This is a genomic window from Enterobacter sp. BNK-18, from assembly GCF_047456135.1.
GTDB lineage: Bacteria > Pseudomonadota > Gammaproteobacteria > Enterobacterales > Enterobacteriaceae > Enterobacter > Enterobacter ludwigii.
Window position 1 is genome coordinate 2,631,449 of sequence record NZ_CP179899.1, and the last position, 17,916, is coordinate 2,649,364.

Annotated in this window: 16 protein-coding genes; 3 read left to right on the top strand and 13 right to left on the bottom strand. The window is 56.3% G+C overall.

Going from position 1 to position 17,916, the window contains the following annotated elements; genetic code table 11:
* Positions 1–22: 22 nt before the first annotated feature.
* The 4 genes from glrR to purL all read right to left on the bottom strand — a co-directional run bounded on the left by glrR (position 23) and on the right by purL (position 7,957).
* Positions 23–1,360, bottom strand: coding sequence for a two-component system response regulator GlrR (gene glrR, locus ACMGG3_RS12635; RefSeq protein WP_014171196.1), 1,338 nt, complete (start codon positions 1,358–1,360; stop codon positions 23–25).
* On the bottom strand, positions 1,357–2,106 hold the full coding sequence (qseG, locus tag ACMGG3_RS12640; protein ID WP_014171197.1) for a two-component system QseEF-associated lipoprotein QseG: 750 nt from the start codon (positions 2,104–2,106) through the stop codon (positions 1,357–1,359). Before qseG ends, glrR begins: the two co-directional genes overlap by 4 nt.
* Position 2,107: 1 nt before the next feature.
* Positions 2,108–3,535 (bottom strand): two component system sensor histidine kinase QseE/GlrK, encoded by a 1,428-nt coding sequence (qseE, locus tag ACMGG3_RS12645; RefSeq protein WP_025203453.1) that lies wholly within the window; start codon positions 3,533–3,535, stop codon positions 2,108–2,110.
* A gap of 534 nt (positions 3,536–4,069) precedes the next feature.
* Complete coding sequence (gene purL, locus ACMGG3_RS12650) at positions 4,070–7,957, bottom strand: phosphoribosylformylglycinamidine synthase (protein WP_047743092.1); 3,888 nt, start codon at positions 7,955–7,957, stop codon at positions 4,070–4,072.
* 267 nt (positions 7,958–8,224) lie between these two features.
* Here purL and mltF point away from each other — a divergent pair, with 267 nt between their 5' ends.
* Positions 8,225–9,775 carry a membrane-bound lytic murein transglycosylase MltF gene (mltF, locus tag ACMGG3_RS12655; protein WP_257805470.1) on the top strand — a complete coding sequence of 517 codons (1,551 nt, stop codon included), beginning with the start codon at positions 8,225–8,227 and terminating at the stop codon, positions 9,773–9,775.
* On the opposite strand, the gene tadA is transcribed toward mltF, so the two are convergent.
* Genes tadA through murQ form a run of 4 tightly spaced genes read right to left on the bottom strand, consistent with a single transcriptional unit; the run spans position 9,663 to position 13,132 of the window.
* Positions 9,663–10,202: a tRNA adenosine(34) deaminase TadA gene (tadA, locus tag ACMGG3_RS12660; protein ID WP_020883010.1), complete on the bottom strand. Its 540-nt coding sequence runs from the start codon at positions 10,200–10,202 to the stop codon at positions 9,663–9,665. The two genes, mltF and tadA, sit on opposite strands and share 113 nt — an antisense overlap.
* Before the next feature lie 24 nt (positions 10,203–10,226).
* Entirely contained in the window at positions 10,227–10,862 is a 636-nt protein-coding gene (yfhb, locus tag ACMGG3_RS12665; RefSeq protein ID WP_020883009.1) for a phosphatidylglycerophosphatase C, read from the bottom strand.
* Positions 10,863–10,865: 3 nt separating this feature from the next.
* A complete protein-coding gene (locus ACMGG3_RS12670; RefSeq protein ID WP_333096846.1) occupies positions 10,866–12,227 on the bottom strand; it encodes a PTS transporter subunit EIIC in 1,362 nt (453 codons plus the stop codon).
* 11 nt (positions 12,228–12,238) lie between these two features.
* Positions 12,239–13,132: an N-acetylmuramic acid 6-phosphate etherase gene (gene murQ / locus ACMGG3_RS12675; protein WP_228176508.1), complete on the bottom strand. Its 894-nt coding sequence runs from the start codon at positions 13,130–13,132 to the stop codon at positions 12,239–12,241.
* Positions 13,133–13,250: 118 nt separating this feature from the next.
* Here murQ and ACMGG3_RS12680 point away from each other — a divergent pair, with 118 nt between their 5' ends.
* Both ACMGG3_RS12680 and ACMGG3_RS12685 read left to right on the top strand, forming a co-directional pair.
* Entirely contained in the window at positions 13,251–14,099 is an 849-nt protein-coding gene (locus ACMGG3_RS12680; RefSeq protein WP_014171207.1) for a MurR/RpiR family transcriptional regulator, read from the top strand.
* A 56-nt stretch (positions 14,100–14,155) separates the two neighbouring features.
* On the top strand, positions 14,156–14,416 hold the full coding sequence (locus ACMGG3_RS12685) for a YfhL family 4Fe-4S dicluster ferredoxin (protein WP_020883006.1): 261 nt from the start codon (positions 14,156–14,158) through the stop codon (positions 14,414–14,416).
* Here the strand turns inward: ACMGG3_RS12685 and acpS are convergent.
* The 5 genes from acpS to rnc form a co-directional block, all read right to left on the bottom strand.
* Entirely contained in the window at positions 14,413–14,793 is a 381-nt protein-coding gene (gene acpS, locus ACMGG3_RS12690; protein ID WP_014171209.1) for a holo-ACP synthase, read from the bottom strand. The two genes, ACMGG3_RS12685 and acpS, sit on opposite strands and share 4 nt — an antisense overlap.
* Positions 14,793–15,524 (bottom strand): pyridoxine 5'-phosphate synthase, encoded by a 732-nt coding sequence (gene pdxJ / locus ACMGG3_RS12695; protein ID WP_014171210.1) that lies wholly within the window; start codon positions 15,522–15,524, stop codon positions 14,793–14,795. The genes acpS and pdxJ overlap by 1 nt, the downstream gene beginning before the upstream one ends.
* Positions 15,525–15,601: 77 nt before the next feature.
* Positions 15,602–16,309, bottom strand: a complete 708-nt coding sequence (gene recO, locus ACMGG3_RS12700) for a DNA repair protein RecO (RefSeq protein ID WP_014171211.1) — start codon at positions 16,307–16,309, stop codon at positions 15,602–15,604.
* Positions 16,310–16,320: 11 nt separating this feature from the next.
* Positions 16,321–17,226, bottom strand: coding sequence for a GTPase Era (gene era / locus ACMGG3_RS12705; protein WP_014171212.1), 906 nt, complete (start codon positions 17,224–17,226; stop codon positions 16,321–16,323).
* Positions 17,223–17,903 carry a ribonuclease III gene (gene rnc / locus ACMGG3_RS12710; protein ID WP_003860711.1) on the bottom strand — a complete coding sequence of 227 codons (681 nt, stop codon included), beginning with the start codon at positions 17,901–17,903 and terminating at the stop codon, positions 17,223–17,225. Before rnc ends, era begins: the two co-directional genes overlap by 4 nt.
* Positions 17,904–17,916: the final 13 nt, after the last annotated feature.

Here is a 17,916-nt window from a genome sequence, read left to right on the forward strand (position 1 = left end):
TACTCATTCAGATTTTGCGGTACTACTCTTTAAAATCGTTTGCTTCCAGCTCATGGCGGGAGAGCAGCTTGTAGAACTCGGTACGGTTGCGCCCGGCCATACGCGCCGCATGGGTTACGTTGCCTTTGGTTATCTGCAGGAGCTTGCGCAGATAGTTCAGTTCGAACTGATTACGCGCTTCTGCAAACGTCGGCAGCGCGGTGTTTTCCCCTTCCAGCGCCTGCTCCACCAGCGCGTCGCTAATGACGGGTGACGAGGTCAGCGCCACGCACTGTTCAATAACGTTCACCAACTGGCGCACGTTGCCCGGCCAGCTTGCAGCCATCAGCCGTTTCATCGCATCGGTGGAAAACGCCCGGACAAAAGGCTTATGCCGATCGGCCGCCTGGCGCAAAAGATGGTTTGCCAGCAGCGGAATATCTTCCGCCCGCTCGGCCAGTGCTGGAATTTTCAGGTTCACCACGTTCAGACGGTAGTAGAGATCTTCACGAAACTCGTTGCGCGCCATGACTTTTGGTAAATCGCGGTGCGTGGCCGAAATGATACGCACGTTAATATCGATATCGCGGTTACTGCCGAGGGGGCGCACTTTTCGCTCCTGCAAAACACGCAGCAATTTGACCTGCAGCGGTGCCGGCATATCGCCAATCTCGTCCAGGAAAAGTGTGCCGCCTTCTGCCGCCTGGAAAAGCCCTTCCCGGCTGCTCACCGCCCCGGTGAACGCCCCGCGGGCATGACCAAACAGTTCAGACTCAAGCAGTTGTTCAGGAAGCGCACCACAGTTAATCGCGATAAAAGCGTTTTTGCTGCGCGGGCTGGCGTTATGGATAGCCTGGGCAAGGATCTCTTTCCCGGTACCGCTCTGGCCATTAATCAGCACGCTAACGTCTGACTGCGCCACCATCCGGGCCTGTTCGAGCAGACGCAGCATAATCGGGCTGCGGGTGACGATAGACTCCCGCCACGCTTCATCATTCGACGGAGCCGCGTGCTCAAGCGCGCTGTCGATAGCCTTATAGAGGGCATCTTTATCTACCGGCTTGGTGAGAAAGCTGAATACCCCCTGCTGCGTCGCGGCAACGGCATCCGGAATCGATCCGTGCGCCGTCAGGATGATCACCGGCATGCCAGGCTGCTGCTTCTGGATCTCCGCGAACAGCTGCAGGCCATCCATTTCATCCATTCGCAGGTCGCTAATCACCAGATCAACCTTCTCGCGGCTCAGGACTTTCAGCCCCTCCTGCCCGCTTTCCGCCGTCACCACGCTGTAGCCTTCACTGACCAGACGCATCCCCAGCAGCTTTAACAGCCCCGGATCGTCATCCACCAGTAAGAGATGGGCAGGTTTTCGGCTTGTCATGGCTTCACATCCTCTTGTTTCTGCGCATCACCGTCTGGCGTCGCGGCTGACCCTTTTGGCGCATCAGGCAGATAATTTCCGGCTGGTTTACGTGTCGAGAGCTGTCTTTCGATGTCGGTCAGGTTTTCAAGCTTGCGCGTCGTGGTATCCAGTTGAGCACGCAAGTGCTGCTCCTGCTGGCGCAGCGTATCAAGCTCGCTGTCGGTGGATTGCTGTAATTTGCTGTAGCGAAAACGCTCTTCAGACAACTGCAGTTGCAACGCCTGACCATCACGCCAGAGCTGATACACCGGGCGCACCTGCGCCGGAAGATTTCCGACAAACGTGTCCAGCCGCGTGACGTTGGTGCGACGCTCGACGGGGGTGATTTTCGCATCCGCGAGTAAAATCCCACGCTTGAACGCGTCCTGCCAGGTATCGTCACTGAGCATCGCCGCTTGCGAGCGCGCCTCAACCGGCGCCAGACGCTGGGCGCAATCTATTCCACGTAGCCAGAACAGCGGATTGCTCTCGACGTCATGCCCCGACAGATTCCAGATGTCGTCACAGCGGGTCGACAGGAAATCTGCCAGCTGATTATCTGGCCATTTATCTTGTTGTTTATCGCTAATCGCACTTTGCGGCACATGGGAAACACAGCCCGCCAGAAATAAACAGGGCAGGCTCAGGCGAAACATATTGCTGGAAAACACCGCGCGCACGGCGCGGGAAAAGACGTGTGACATACTCACCAGGCATAGATTCATTTCATTGATTTTTCCGGCTCAGGGGCAGTTCAATACGGAAGCAAACATCTGACCGTTCGTCCGTGGCAATTTTCAGCTCACCCTGCATGCGTCGTATGCAGTCCCGGGCAATACTCAGGCCCAGCCCACTTCCTTTTACCGCCCCTTTCCGCTGATGACTTCCCTGGAAAAAGGGTTCAAAGATCATGGTTTTTTCGTCATCAGGGATTGGAGTGCCGGTGTTAGCGACGTCAATAAACACCCGTGAACCATTCGTATAACTTCGGATATAAATGTTACCGGATTCAGTACCATAGTGCACCGCATTGGAGTAAAGATTATCCAGAACGCTCATCAACAGCATCGGTTCCGCGAGGCAGGTTGGCTCACTGAGCTCCACCCCGGTATGCATCATTTTAGCTCTTGCTGGCAAGCTATGGGCGGAGATCACCATATCCACCAGCGGCGCAATATCGACGTTTTCCAGCACCACCGCGCCATCCGCCAGCTTGCGGTTGTAGTCCAGCAATTGCTCAATCAGCTTTTGCAGATTGCGGCTGCTGGCATCCAGGATGTCGACAATCTCTTTCTGTTCGGGCGTAAGCGGCCCCGCCACTTCATCCGCCAGCAGTTCCGTTCCTTCGCGCATGCTGGCAAGCGGCGTTTTAAGCTCATGGGAAATATGACGCAAGAACTGATGGCGCTGGGATTCCAGCCATGCCAGACGTTCAGAAAGCCAGATAATGCGCTGGCCAACGGAGCGCAACTCGCGAGGACCTTTAAAGGCGACCGTATCCCCGAGAGACTTCCCCTCGCCCAGGCGGTTAATCATGCGCTGGATACCCTTCACCGGGCCGATGATCATGCGGGTAAAGAGCAGAACCAGACCGAGGCTGACGAGGAACAGCACCAGCGCCTGCCAGCCAAAGAACTGGCCACGTTCCGCAATCTCCTGCTGCAGCTGTTGCCCGCGCGAGAAGATAACCGTGCGGGTAGACTGCACCATCTCGGTATTGGCATTCGCAAAGGCTTCAAGACGGGCAGCCGCTGCGGCATCCGGGCCGCTGTTCTTACACTGCAGTTGCGCCAGATCGTTCAAATCCTGACGTAACGCCTGATAAAGCTTATCGTCCGGCAGCACCCCTGCATGGGCGTCCAGCATTTCACTGTAGCGTTTACGTTGATTTTGATAGACCTTTTCCAGAGTAGGATCGTCAAGCACGCAGTACTGGCGATAGCTGCGTTCCATCTCCAGCGCGGCGTTAGTCATCGCTTCACTGCGTCGGGCGTCGATCAGCGTCGTGCGGTTAGTCAGTGCCGCCTGCGCACTCAGCGCGTTGAGACTCTGCCACGCCTGCCATGCCAGGATCAGCAAAGGCAGCAGGATTAGCAGAAAGGCCATCATGACAAGCTGTCGCAGGGAACGAGGAAAAACGGGCCAGCGTTTCAACGCATTACTCTCTTTATCGGGGTTTAAGGAGAGCGTAACTGAGTCTGCCCTTCAGATACAACAAAGCCGGGTAAAAACCCGGCTTTGTCATGGAATGAGGCGGTGCCTAACTCGACGTTTCGCCCTGGCCTGATAAAGCAACGCTATGATCAGTAGTTGGACGGCAGGCACCTTTTTGTGCGTCATTCGAAGTTTATGTAGCACGTCCCGAAGGGGCTGACATAAGAAGGTGAATGAGCCACTGATTAATATTATGCAACACTCGTGCCATAATGCAAAACAATAAATTATCTTATTGATATTTATCTATTTTATGCAATTATGCCGTTAATTGCCCGCTGAATGATTTCCAGGCTAAGTGTCGCTAAAAAGCAACACCTTAACGACAACCTACCACACCCTATATAATTCAATGGGTTAAATGTCTCCTTTTGGAGACACCACGAATAGCGGATTGTCGCGGTTTTGCGACAGGCACAAAAAAGCCCGGTGGCGTTTTCGCTTACCGGGCCTGCTGTGGGAGTAGCGGTACGCTTAACCTAGCTGTTTACGCGCATTACGGAAGATACGCATCCACGGGCTGTCCTCGCCCCAGTTTTCCGGGTGCCAGGAGTTGCTCACGGTACGGAACACACGTTCCGGGTGCGGCATCATAATGGTCGCACGACCGCTTTCGCTGGTCACCGCAGTGATACCGTTCACCGAACCGTTCGGGTTAGCCGGGTAGGATTCTGTCACCTTGCCGAAGTTATCGACAAAGCGCAGCGCCACCAGGCCTTTGCTTTCAAGCTGAGCCAGATGAGCTGCATCGCGCACTTCAACCTGGCCTTCGCCATGGGAAACGGCGATGGGCATCTGCGACCCTACCATGCCCTGCAGCAGCAGAGACGGGCTTTGGGTCACTTCCACGAGGCTGAAACGCGCTTCAAAGCGGTCAGACTGGTTACGCACAAAGCGCGGCCAGGCTTCGCTACCGGGGATCAGCTCGCGCAGGTTGGACATCATCTGGCAACCATTACATACGCCCAGCGCCAGCGTTTGCGGACGGTGGAAGAAGGTTTCAAACTCGTCGCGGACACGGCTGTTGAAGAGGATGGACTTCGCCCAACCCTCACCTGCACCCAGCACGTCGCCGTAAGAGAAACCACCGCAGGCGACCAGCGCCTGGAAATCTTCCAGACCGGTACGCCCGGCCAGCAGGTCGCTCATGTGAACGTCGATGGCATCAAAACCCGCACGGTAGAAGGCAGCAGCCATCTCAACGTGGGAGTTGACGCCCTGCTCACGCAGTACGGCCACTTTCGGACGCGCGCCGGTCGCAATGTACGGCGCGGCGATATCTTCGTTGATGTCGAAGGAGAGCTTCACGTTCAGGCCAGGATCGTTGTCGTTAGCCTTCGCGTTGTGTTCCTGATCGGCACACTCCGGGTTGTCACGCAGGCGCTGCATCTGCCAGGTGGTTTCAGCCCACCACATACGCAGTGTAGAACGGCTCTCGCTGAACACCGCGTGGCCATCCGCTTCAATGACAAAGCGGTCGCCCTGCACGGCTTTACCCAGATAATGCACGCAGTCTGCCAGGCCGTGCTGAGCCAGTACGCTTTCAACCGCGTCACGATCTGCGGCACGCACCTGAATCACCGCGCCCAGTTCTTCGTTAAACAGCGCCGCCAGACGATCCTCGCCCAGCGTCGCGATGTTCGCTTCGACACCGCAGTGGCCGGTGAAGGCCATCTCAGCCAGAGTAACCAGCAGGCCGCCGTCGGAACGGTCGTGGTAGGCCAGCAGTTTACGCTGTGCCACCAGGGCCTGGATGGCGTCGTAGAAACCTTTTAACTGCGCCACATCACGCACATCTGCCGGCTTATCACCCAGCTGACGATAAACCTGCGCCAGCGCGGTCGCTCCCAGCGCGTTATGGCCTTTACCCAGGTCAATCAGCAGCAGGGCGTTATCTTCAGTCACCAGCTGTGGCGTCACGGTATGGCGCACGTCTTCTACGCGGGCAAACGCGGAGATGATCAGCGACAGCGGAGAGGTCATCTCGCGCTGCTCGTTACCCTCCTGCCAGCGGGTCTTCATCGACATGGAGTCTTTACCCACCGGAATGGTCAGGCCAAGTGCCGGGCAGAGCTCCTCACCTACCGCCTTCACGGCTTCATACAGGCCCGCATCTTCGCCCGGGTGGCCCGCTGCGGCCATCCAGTTCGCGGAAAGTTTGATACGTTTAATGTCGCCAATCTGCGTTGCGGCAATGTTGGTCAGTGCTTCACCAACGGCAAGGCGAGCAGACGCGGCGAAGTCCAGCAGAGCGACCGGGGTACGTTCGCCCAGCGCCATCGCTTCACCGTAGTAGCTGTCGAGACTCGCGGTGGTGACGGCACAGTTAGCCACCGGGATCTGCCACGGGCCAACCATCTGATCGCGCGACACCATACCGGTCACGGTACGGTCGCCGATGGTGACCAGGAAGGTTTTCTCCGCCACGGCCGGCAGGTGCAGAACGCGATTGACCGCGTCAGCCACGGTAATGCCCTGACGATCCAGCGCTTTGCCAGCTGCTTTACGGGTCTCAACGTCGCGGGTCATCTTCGGCGTTTTACCGAGCAACACGTCCAGCGGCAGATCGATCGGCTGGTTGTCGAAATGGGTGTCGCTCAGGGACAGGTGCAGCTCTTCGGTCGCTTCACCGATGACGGCATACGGGGCACGCTCGCGGCGGCACAGCTCGTCAAACAGCGGCAACTGATCGGCAGCGATGGCCAGAACATAACGTTCCTGGGATTCGTTACACCAGATTTCCAGCGGACTCATGCCTGGCTCATCACTCAGGATGTCGCGCAGGTTGAAACGACCGCCACGACCACCGTCACTGACCAGCTCCGGCATGGCGTTGGACAGACCGCCCGCGCCTACGTCGTGAATAAAGAGGATGGGGTTGGCATCACCCAACTGCCAGCAGCGGTCAATGACCTCCTGGCAACGGCGTTCCATCTCCGGGTTATCACGCTGTACGGATGCAAAATCGAGATCTGCATCAGACTGACCGGAGGTCATAGAGGAGGCAGCCCCGCCGCCCAGGCCGATGTTCATTGCCGGGCCACCCAGAACGATCAGCTTCGCACCAACTACGATCTCGCCTTTTTGCACGTGATCGGCGCGAATGTTACCGATCCCGCCAGCCAGCATGATCGGTTTGTGATAGCCGCGCAGCTCTTCGCCGTTGTGGCTCTCCACTTTCTCTTCGTAGGTACGGAAGTAACCGTTCAGCGCAGGACGTCCAAATTCATTGTTGAACGCCGCCCCGCCCAGTGGGCCTTCGGTCATGATATCCAGCGCAGTCACAATACGTTCCGGCTTGCCGAAATCTTCTTCCCACGGCTGTTCAAAGCCCGGGATGCGCAGGTTGGAGACGGAGAAACCGACCAGACCGGCTTTTGGTTTAGCACCCCGTCCGGTTGCGCCTTCGTCGCGGATTTCCCCGCCAGACCCGGTCGCCGCACCCGGCCACGGCGAGATCGCCGTCGGGTGGTTATGCGTTTCGACTTTCATCAGGATATGCGCCGGCTCCTGATGGAAATCATAGCGCCCTGCTTCGCGATCGGCGAAGAAGCGGCCCACGTCAGAACCTTCCATCACCGCGGCGTTGTCTTTGTAGGCAGACAGCACGTGGTCAGGCGTTTTTTCCATGGTGTTTTTGATCATTTTGAACAGCGACTTCGGCTGCTCTTCACCGTCGATAATCCAGTCGGCGTTGAAAATCTTGTGACGGCAGTGCTCAGAGTTTGCCTGAGCGAACATGTAAAGTTCGATGTCGTTCGGGTTGCGGTTCAGCTTAACAAACGCATCCTGCAGGTAGTCAATTTCGTCTTCTGCCAGTGCCAGACCGAGACGCAGGTTGGCGTCAATCAGCGCCTGACGGCCCTGCCCCAGCAAATCGACGCTCTGTACCGGCGCAGGCTGATGGTGGGAGAAGAGTTTCTGCGCATCGTCCAGAGAGGCAAAGACACTCTCCATCATGCGGTCGTGCAGCTCAGCGGCAACGGTTTGCCACTGCGCATCGGTCAGGGTAGAGGCTTCAACGTAGTACGCCACGCCGCGCTCCAGACGGTTAATCTGGTTCAGACCACAGTTGTGGGCGATGTCGGTGGCTTTGGAAGACCAGGGGGAGATGGTGCCTGGACGAGGCGTCGCAAGGATCAGTTTGCCGGTTGGCGTATGGCTGCTCAGGCTTGGACCATATTTGAGCAGGCGTTCCAGCTGTACTCGCTCCTCTGCATTCAGGGGTGCATTCAGGTCAGCAAAATGGACATACTCAGCGTAAATATTGCTTACCGGAAGGTCGGCTGCCTGAAAACGTGCCAGCAGTTTATTGATACGGAAGGCAGACAGTGCAGGCGAACCACGCAGAATTTCCATCATAAGTCTCTCGTCTTCGAAGCGCCGGGGCGCTTACAGTGTGCGCAAGGGGGGAAAACGGGCGTCATTATAGAGAATCCTGAGCGTCGACGAAACCGTTTGCGTCGAAATAAAATCAACGTTTACGTTTAACAATAGATGTGACCTCTCTCTCTAATTTGTTGCCAAGTGGCGTAACTTTACGCAAAATGCCGCTCATTCAATGGCAAACCTTATTCTTAACATGGCTACAGCATACTGAGGCACCCGGCGTCGCAGAGAATTAACTAATTGAAAAAATTAAAGATTAATTATCTGCTCATCGGCATTGTAACGTTGCTGCTGGCAGTGGCCCTCTGGCCTTCCATCCCCTGGTTCGGTAAAGCCGAAAACCGTATCGCCGCCATACAGGAGCGGGGGGAATTGCGCGTCAGTACCCTCAACTCGCCGCTGATTTACAGCGACATTAACGGCAAAACGATTGGCCTGGATTATGAACTGGCGCAGCAGTTTGCCGACTATCTTGGCGTGAAGCTCAAAATTACCGTCCGTCAGAATATCAGCCAGCTGTTTGATGACCTGGATAACAACGACGCCGATATCCTTGCGGCCGGGCTGGTGTACAACAGCGAGCGCAGCAAGAACTATCAGCCAGGCCCAACCTACTACTCCGTTTCGCAACAGCTGGTCTACCGGGTAGGGAGCCAGCGCCCGCGAACGCTGGCGGCGATTAATGCACAACAGTTGACCATCGCCCCGGGCCACGTCGTGATTGACGATCTGCGTGAGCTCAAGGAGAAGAAATTCCCGGACCTGAGCTGGACGGTTGATCCTAAGCTCGGTACGACTGAACTGCTGGACCAGGTAAAAGATAAAAAACTGCCCTACACCATCGCTGATTCGGTCGCGATCAGCCTTTTCCAGCGCGTGCACCCCGAAATCGCGGTGGCGCTGGACGTGACAGACGAACAGCCGGTGACCTGGTTTAGCCAGCTTGATGACGATCAGACCCTCTCTGCGGCGATGCTCGATTTCTTCAACACCATCAATGAAGACGGTACGCTGGCGCGTCTGGAAGAGAAATACCTCGGCCACGGTGACGATTTTGATTACGTCGACACCCGAAGCTTCTTGCGCGCGGTCGATAGCGTGCTGCCAGACCTGCAGCCGTTATTTGAAAAGTATGCCCAGGAGATCGACTGGCGATTACTGGCAGCGATCTCTTATCAGGAATCCCACTGGGATACTCAGGCCACCTCGCCCACTGGCGTTCGCGGCTTAATGATGCTCACTAAAAATACCGCTCAGAGCCTTGGGCTGACTGACCGTACCGATGCAGAACAGAGCATCAGCGGCGGCGCACGGTATCTGCAGGACATGATGGGCAAAGTGCCGGAGACGGTGCCTGAAGAGGAACGGATCTGGTTTGCGCTGGCAGCCTACAACATGGGTTATGCGCACATGCTTGACGCGCGCGCGCTGACGGCGAAAACGAAAGGTAACCCGGACAGCTGGTCAGACGTAAAACAGCGCCTGCCGCTGTTGAGCCAGAAGCCGTGGTACAACAAGCTGACCTACGGTTACGCACGCGGGCATGAAGCCTACGCCTACGTGGAAAATATCCGTAAATATCAGATTAGCCTGGTGGGTTATCTGCTGGAGAAGGAAAAAGAGGCGGCAGAGGCAAATCAGCTGGCCCAGAGTTATCCGGTGGTGGCACCGGACGAACTTACTCGCCCGACAACTTCAATTCTGCCTTTTGTTGCTTTTTCTGCTGACGGCGCATTCGAAAGAAATCACTTAATAGCCCCGCACACTCTGGTGCAAGTACCCCACCGATAGTCTGCACCTGGTGGTTCATTCCCGGGTGTCCCAGTACGTCCATCAGCGAACCGGCCGCTCCGGTTTTTTCATCCCGCGCGCCAAAGACCAGCGTGCCGATACGGCTATGCACCATCGCGCCGGAACACATAACGCACGGCTCAAGCGTGACATACAGCGTGGTATCAAGCAGACGATAGTTTTGCAGCACCATCCCGCCCTGACGAAGAGCCATGATTTCAGCGTGCGCAGTCGGATCGTGACGGCCAATCGGGCGGTTCCACCCTTCCCCTATCACCTGGTTATTGTGGACAAGCACAGCACCCACGGGCACTTCCCCCTCGTCCCAGGCGCGCTGGGCAAGCGTAAGCGCATGGCGCATCCAGTATTCATGATCGCGTTCAGGGTTGCACAACGGTTGATACTCCAGTCTAAAAGCGGGCGGCATTATACACACCCGCTATAGATAAGACTATTCGAGTTGCTGAAGTTCGCCTGCGGGCGTGACGCGCCAGCGATGCTGGCAAAAATAGAGCAGCGGGTTGTCCTGCTTGCTGTCGCTGTAGCCGCTGTAAAGACGCAGTGGCGTACCGATTCGCTTCTCCAGTTGCACCACCTTTTCATGTCCCAGGCAGCGCATGGTCAGTACCCATCCACCGTACCCGCGGGTAATTTGCGTGGCGATAAGATTCACCCGCGGCAGCCACGGGGTATCATAATAGACCTGTTCCACCAGCGCTTGCGGGGATCCGGTAATCAACCAGATGTCGGCATCGTTCGCGTCGAGATAGCTGGTGAGCCTTGCCTGAACAACCGGAAACGCGGTCACATGCCCGCGAAACCAGTGCACAAAGTCCTGCTGAAGCTGTTTAAGCCGCGCTTCGCTGCGTCCAAAGGTACAGCCCCAGAGCAACAGGCTCATTGGCCAGCGCGCTGCCCGACCTTTTAGCAGCAGCGCAATGCCAATTACGGGTAAGAGAGGTAATACGAGCAGCGCATTCAAAGGCTGACGCCGCAGCAGGTAGCGCATAAACGTACCAAACATATCCTGCTGATGCAGCGTACCGTCCAGGTCGAAAAAAACAACGCGACGCTCGTGATTTGCCAAACCTTACTCCTCTGGATCGTTGAATCCTAACAGCCAGGTAAACAGGAACCCGGCGATCACCGCTACCAGATAGCCTAACAGATAGAGCATAACTTTTCCGGTCACGATGGTGAGCGCCAGCGGCAGCCCGGAGATCCCGAAGGTGATCACCGTTGCCACTTTCCAGTAGCTGATCAGCGCTCCGCCTACCGCCCCTCCCAGGCAAGCACCGAGGAACGGTCTCCCCAGCGGCAGCGTGACGCCGAAAATCAGCGGCTCGCCAATTCCGAGTAATCCGACCGGCAACGCACCTTTGATCACTTTTTTCAGCCGCGCGTTGCGGGTTTTCATCAGTACGGCAATCGCCGCCCCGACCTGCCCCACGCCAGCCATCGACAGGATGGGCAGCAGCGCGTTGTAACCGTGCGCCTGCACCAGCTCGACGTGGATCGGCACCAGCCCCTGATGCAGACCGGTCAGTACCAGCGGCAAGAAGGTGCCTGACAGCACGGCCCCCACTAACAGACCGCCGCGATCGATAGCCAGCGATGCGCCATGGGCGATGGCCTCAGAGATCCAGCCCCCCAGCGGTTGCAACGCCACAATAGCCACGCTGCCGGTGATTAACGTCGTTAACAGTGGATTGAGGATCAGCTCAATTGATCCAGGCAGGAGAGTGCGCAGTTTCTTCTCGATCCAGCACATCAGGATGACCACCAGCAGCACGGCTATCACCCCGCCGCGGCCAGGCTGGAGCGCCTCACCAAACAGGGTTATCTGCGCCAGTTGTGGGCTGGACAGAATACCTGCCATCACCCCGCCCATGGCCAGCGAGCCGCCAAAGACCTTCGCGGTGTTGACCCCCACCAGAATGTTCATGATGGCAAACACGGCGCTGCCGAAAATACCGAGAATGCCTAATAAATTAGGATACTGGGTCGCGAAGTCCCCTACGATATCCGGACGCTTAAGAATATTGATGATCCCGGTGATTAAGCCAGAGGCAATAAACGCCGGGATCAGCGGAATAAAGACGTTGGCCAGTTGTCGCAGCGCATCGCTCATGGGGGCTTTGTATCGGGCCTTTGCCTGCGCCTTCGTACGTTCGACGTCGTCGATCGCCACGCTCTCGCCGCCGACCATCAGCGCACGCATGGCATCCACAACCTGCGCCGCCTTTCCCGGCCCGACAATCAGCTGGTGCTGTTGCCCCTGTTTAACGTAACCACTCACGCCGGAAAGCTGCTTCAGACGCGGCACATCAAGCTGCTCGTCGTTATGCACCTCGACACGCACGCGCGTCATGCAGTTTTCCAGACGCTGAATATTTTTTTCCCCACCGATCCCCTGCAGGATATCGCTGGCGAGCGCTGCTGTTTTGTCCATACACGCCTCTGTTAGTTTTCTAATGCCGCCCGTAAGAACCCGTTATGGGCATTGAGCCTTGCTCTGGCGGCCGCAGCGTCCAGTCCGCTCAGGATCATCAGAATGGCCGGTTTAACATCGTGATCGGTTTGTTTCAGTACTGCTTCCGCCTCTTCGCGGCTTGCTCCCGTCGCCTCCATGACCATACGGCAGGCTCTGTCCACCAGCTTGATGTTGGTCGCTTGCATATCCACCATCAGGTTCTGATAAACCTTGCCAAACTTCACCATCGCGCCAGTGGAGATCATGTTGAGCACCAGCTTTTGCGCGGTGCCGGATTTCAGACGCGTAGAGCCGGTTAACGCTTCCGGGCCGACAACCGGAGAGATAGCGATAGCAGCGACCTGCGCAATCGGCGAGCCAGGATTACAGGAAATCGCCACCGTGGTGCAGCCCGTCTTGTTGGCATACTCCAGACCGCCGATAACGTACGGCGTACGCCCGGAAGCCGCCAGCCCAACAACCAGATCCTGAGCGGTCAGATTTAGCCCCTTCAGGTCATCCTCACCGAGCTGTTTGTTGTCTTCCGCTCCTTCCACGGCTTTCAGCAGCGCGCCAGGGCCGCCAGCAATCAACCCGACCACCAGACCGTGCGGCACACCAAACGTTGGCGGGCATTCAGAGGCATCCAGCACACCAAGACGCCCGCTGGTTCCGGCGCCCATGTAGATAATGCGACCACCGGCCTTCAGTGCTTCCGCTGCCGCATCGACAGCTTTCGCCACCTCGGGTAATGTCTCTTTCACTGCCTGCGCGACCAGCGTATCCTGTTGATTAAAACGGTTAACCAGCTCCAGGGTGCTGAGCGCATCCAGATCCATGGTTTGTGGGTTACGCGTTTCAGAAACAAGTGAGCCAAGATTCATCTTTTGTACCTCAAGAATTTTTAATTCATAATAATCTCACTATAATGGAATATAAAATTCATTCAGGCGAGCAAAATTCGTATTTGCGCAGACAATCACAATTTCGCCAGGAGAACCTATGAACTGTTTAATTCGCATTCGCCAGCGTTATGCAGGCTTTGCTCAAAGCGACAAAAAGCTGGCGGATTTTCTGCTCTCTCAGCCCGACCATGCCCGCCATCTCAGCTCGCAGCAGCTGGCGAGTGAGGCCGGAGTGAGTCAGTCGAGCGTGGTGAAATTTGCCCAGAAGATTGGCTTTAAAGGCTTCCCGGCTCTCAAGCTGGCGATTAGCGAAGCGCTGGTGAGTAACCCCAACCCGCAGTCGATGCCGGTGCATAATCAGATTCGTGGCGATGACCCGATGCGTCTGGTGGGAGAGAAGCTCATCAAAGAGAATGTCGCGGCCATGCATGCCACCCTTGATGTGAATACCGAAGAAAAATTACTGGAAAGCGTGGCGATGCTGCGTGCAGCGCGACGTATTATTTTGACCGGGATAGGCGCGTCCGGACTGGTGGCACGTAACTTTGGCTGGAAGCTGACAAAAATAGGTTACAACGCCATTGTCGAGCAGGATATGCACGCCCTGCTGGCGACCGTGCAGGCGATGGATGCTAACGATCTGCTGCTGGCGATCTCCTATTCCGGCGAACGCCGCGAGATCAATATGGCTACCGATGAAGCCTTACGCGTAGGCGGTAAGATTCTGGCCATCACCGGGTTTACTCCCAACGCGCTGCAGCAGCGGGCTACGCGCTGTTTATATACTATCGCGGAAGAGCAGGCCACGCGCAGCGCGGCGATCTCCTCGACAAGTGCGCAAATGATGTTGACCGACCTGCTGTTTATGGCCCTGGTGCAACAGGATCTGGAGCACGCGCCAGAGCGTATCCGGCACAGTGAAGAGCTGGTAAAAAAACTGGTTTGAACAGGTAATGAGCGTATAATGCCCGCCCTGTTTGTGTTGTTTCTGAGAATTTCCTGATGGCGTTGTTAATCACCAAAAAATGCATCAATTGCGATATGTGCGAACCGGAATGCCCGAACCAGGCGATTTCGATGGGCGAGAGCATTTATGAGATTAACAGCGACCGCTGCACTGAATGCATCGGCCACTACGAAACGCCGACCTGTCAGAAAGTGTGCCCAATCCCCAATACCATCCTGAAGGATCCGGCACACGTCGAGAGTGAAGAGCAGCTTTGGGATAAGTTTGTCCTGCTGCATCACGCGGACAAACTTTAACTTTCGATAATCACCGTCGCGCAGGCGTAGTGGCGTTCATCGGCGAGCGTCACATGCATGTGATTTACGCCGAGTTTCTCTGCCAGCGTTTGCGCCTCACCCCATAAACGCAGGCGCGGTTTACCCAGCTCATCGTTAAACACTTCAAACTGGTTAAACGCCAGACCGTTACGAATACCGGTGCCGAAGGCTTTGGCTGCCGCCTCTTTGACGGCAAAGCGCTTGGCCAGAAAACGTACCGGCTGCTGATGCGTCTCCCAGATGGCCCATTCGTTATCGCTCAACACGCGTCGTGCCAGGCGATCGCCGCTACGGGCGATCACCGCTTCAATGCGGGCTATTTCAACGATATCGGTGCCTAAGCCCAGAATAGCCATTACTGACGCGCTTCCAGCATCAGGCGTTTCATTTCTGAGACCGCCTCTTTCAGGCCACTCATTACCGCACGGCCAATAATAGCGTGGCCGATATTCAGCTCATGCATTTCTGGCAGGGCTGCAATAGCCTTGACGTTATGGTAGGTCAGGCCATGCCCGGCGTTAACTTTCAGACCCAGGCTCGCGGCATAGGTGGCCGCATTGGCGATACGCTCCAGCTCTTTGGCCTGAGTAGTTTCGTCTTTCGCATCAGCGTAACAGCCGGTATGAATTTCAATATAGGGCGCGCCCACTTCGGCAGCCGCTTTGATCTGTGCTACATCGGCGTCGATGAACAGAGAGACCAGGATACCTGCCTCAGCCAGACGCTTGCAGGCATCACGCATTTTGTCGCGTTGACCCGCCACGTCCAGGCCCCCCTCGGTGGTCACTTCCTGACGTTTTTCCGGTACCAGGCAGCAGAAATGCGGCTTCGTCTCGCAGGCAATCGTCAGCATCTCTTCCGTGACCGCCATCTCCAGGTTCATGCGGGTGTCCAGCGTCTGACGCAGAATACGCACATCGCGGTCGGTAATATGACGGCGGTCTTCACGCAGGTGAACGGTAATGCCATCGGCGCCAGCCTGCTCAGCGATGAACGCCGCCTGAACCGGATCGGGATAAGCCGTGCCGCGTGCATTACGCAGCGTGGCGATGTGATCAATGTTGACGCCTAACAGTAATTCAGCCATGACAATCCTCGGTATTTTAGTTCGTGTCCCTGCCTCCCTCTCCCTCAGTGAGAGGGCTGGAGCGAGGGTCTGATACGTTAACGTTTCGGCATAAACTGCCTGAACAATTCGCGGCTCTTTAAGGGCTTGCCGCCAAGATACGGCTTGAGCGCAATCCGGGTAAAGCGTTTTGCTGCGCGAAGGGTATCCTGATCGGGAAACTCGCGCGCATACAGCGCTCTAAGCTGTCGCCCGGTAAAAGTGCTGTTATCTATCACGACGCTGGCGATAAAGCCTTTTTCTTCACGGTAGCGATAGGTCATCGCATCCTCTACCTCGTCTCCGCTCCCTGCACAATGCAAAAAATCGACCCCGTAGCCCAGGTGTCCAAGCAGCGCCAGTTCAAAACGACGCAGGGCAGGTTCGGGCGTACCGGTAGCGCCGGCCAGCGCCTGGATACAGTGCAGGTAATCAAAGAAAAGTTCAGAGAAGCGAGTCTCATGCTCCAGAACACGTGAGATGAGTTCGTTGACATAGAGACCGCTGTACAGCGTGATACCAGAAAGGGGGAGCGCCAGAGAGACGGCTTCGGCACTGCGCAGGGTTTTGACTTCCCCACGCCCGCCGAAGCGTACCAGCAGCGGAGTGAAAGGCTGTAAGGCGCCCTTCAGGCCGGAGCGTTTGGAACGTGCGCCTTTAGCAACAAGGCGCACACGGCCCGACTCTTCCGTGAAAACGTCCAGCATAAGGCTGGTCTCGCTCCACGGACGGCTATGGAGGACAAAGGCACGCTGCCATCCATCCACGATGTTCAGTCTTAGACGTCGTCGCCGTAACCGAGGCTGCGCAATGCACGCTCATCATCGGCCCAGCCTGATTTCACCTTCACCCACAGTTCAAGGTGAACCGGGGCTTCAAACATGTCCTGCATGTCTCTGCGCGCTTCAATGCCGATGGTTTTGATCTTGGCACCTTTGTTGCCGATCACCATCTTCTTCTGCCCTTCGCGCTCAACGAGGATCAGGCCGTTGATGTCATAGCCGCCGCGTTCGTTGGTCTGAAAACGTTCAATCTCAACCGTTACGGAGTACGGCAGTTCCGCGCCAAGGAAACGCATCAGTTTTTCACGGATGATCTCAGAGGCCATAAAGCGCTGAGAACGATCGGTGATGTAATCTTCCGGGAAGTGATGAATCGCTTCCGGCAGATGTTTGCGCACGATGCCTGCGATAGTATCGACGTTCAGACCGGTCTCGGCAGACAGCGGGACGATATCAAGGAAGTTCATCTGGCTTCCCAGCCACTGCAGGTGCGGCAGCAGATCGGCTTTTTCCTGCACGTTGTCCACTTTGTTGACCGCAAGGATCACCGGCGTTTTACCGTCGCGCAGTTTGTTCAGCACCATTTCGTCGTCAGGCGTCCAGCGGGTGCCTTCCACCACGAAAATCACCAGCTCTACGTCGCCAATCGAGCTGCTCGCCGCCTTGTTCATCAGGCGGTTGATGGCGCGCTTCTCTTCCATGTGCAGGCCCGGGGTATCAACGTAGATCGCCTGATAGGCGCCTTCCGTGTGGATACCGACGATGCGGTGACGCGTGGTCTGCGCCTTACGGGAAGTAATGGAAATTTTCTGCCCAAGCAGATTATTCAACAGGGTAGATTTGCCAACGTTCGGACGTCCGACGATGGCAATAAACCCGCAATACGTTTTTTCTTCGCTCATTCCAGCTCCAGCATTTTTAACGCCTGTTCGGCGGCAGCCTGTTCAGCCTTACGACGGCTAGAACCTGTGCCGACCACCGGTTCACTCAGGCCACTGACCTGGCAATGGATGGTAAATTCCTGATCGTGCGCTTCGCCCCGCACCTGCACCACCAGATAGGATGGCAGCGGGAGGTGGCGACCCTGCAAATATTCCTGCAGACGCGTTTTCGGATCTTTTTGTTTATCGCCCGGACTGATTTCGTCCAGACGGGTTTGATACCAGTTAAGGATCAGCTTTTCTACGGTCTGAATATCGCTGTCCAGGAACACACCACCAATTAATGCTTCGACCGTGTCGGCAAGAATAGATTCACGACGGAAGCCGCCGCTTTTCAGTTCACCCGGCCCAAGTCGCAGACATTCGCCCAGTTCAAATTCACGAGCGATTTCCGCCAGGGTATTACCCCGAACCAGCGTCGCGCGCATGCGGCTCATATCACCTTCGTCCACACGTGGGAAACGGTGATAAAGCGCATTCGCGATCACGAAACTTAAAATAGAGTCACCCAGGAACTCGAGGCGCTCATTATGCTTGCTGCTGGCACTGCGGTGGGTTAATGCCTGTTGCAACAACTCCTGATGATGAAAAGTGTAGCCCAGCTTCCGTTGAAGCCGATTAATTACGATGGGGTTCATGCGATACCAGTAA

Bases quoted from the DNA above. Each gene is read 5' to 3' on its own strand.
- qseG (WP_014171197.1), bottom strand. From the start codon at position 2,106: ATGAATCTATGCCTGGTGAGTATGTCACACGTCTTTTCCCGCGCCGTG.
- glrR (WP_014171196.1), bottom strand. From the start codon at position 1,360: ATGACAAGCCGAAAACCTGCCCATCTCTTACTGGTGGATGACGATCCG.
- era (WP_014171212.1), bottom strand. From the start codon at position 17,226: ATGAGCGAAGAAAAAACGTATTGCGGGTTTATTGCCATCGTCGGACGT.
- ACMGG3_RS12670 (WP_333096846.1), bottom strand. From the start codon at position 12,227: ATGGACAAAACAGCAGCGCTCGCCAGCGATATCCTGCAGGGGATCGGT.
- rnc (WP_003860711.1), bottom strand. From the start codon at position 17,903: ATGAACCCCATCGTAATTAATCGGCTTCAACGGAAGCTGGGCTACACT.
- acpS (WP_014171209.1), bottom strand. From the start codon at position 14,793: ATGGCTATTCTGGGCTTAGGCACCGATATCGTTGAAATAGCCCGCATT.
- purL (WP_047743092.1), bottom strand. From the start codon at position 7,957: ATGATGGAAATTCTGCGTGGTTCGCCTGCACTGTCTGCCTTCCGTATC.
- tadA (WP_020883010.1), bottom strand. From the start codon at position 10,202: ATGCCGCCCGCTTTTAGACTGGAGTATCAACCGTTGTGCAACCCTGAA.
- murQ (WP_228176508.1), bottom strand. From the start codon at position 13,132: ATGAATCTTGGCTCACTTGTTTCTGAAACGCGTAACCCACAAACCATG.
- ACMGG3_RS12685 (WP_020883006.1), top strand. From the start codon at position 14,156: ATGGCGTTGTTAATCACCAAAAAATGCATCAATTGCGATATGTGCGAA.
- pdxJ (WP_014171210.1), bottom strand. From the start codon at position 15,524: ATGGCTGAATTACTGTTAGGCGTCAACATTGATCACATCGCCACGCTG.
- ACMGG3_RS12680 (WP_014171207.1), top strand. From the start codon at position 13,251: ATGAACTGTTTAATTCGCATTCGCCAGCGTTATGCAGGCTTTGCTCAA.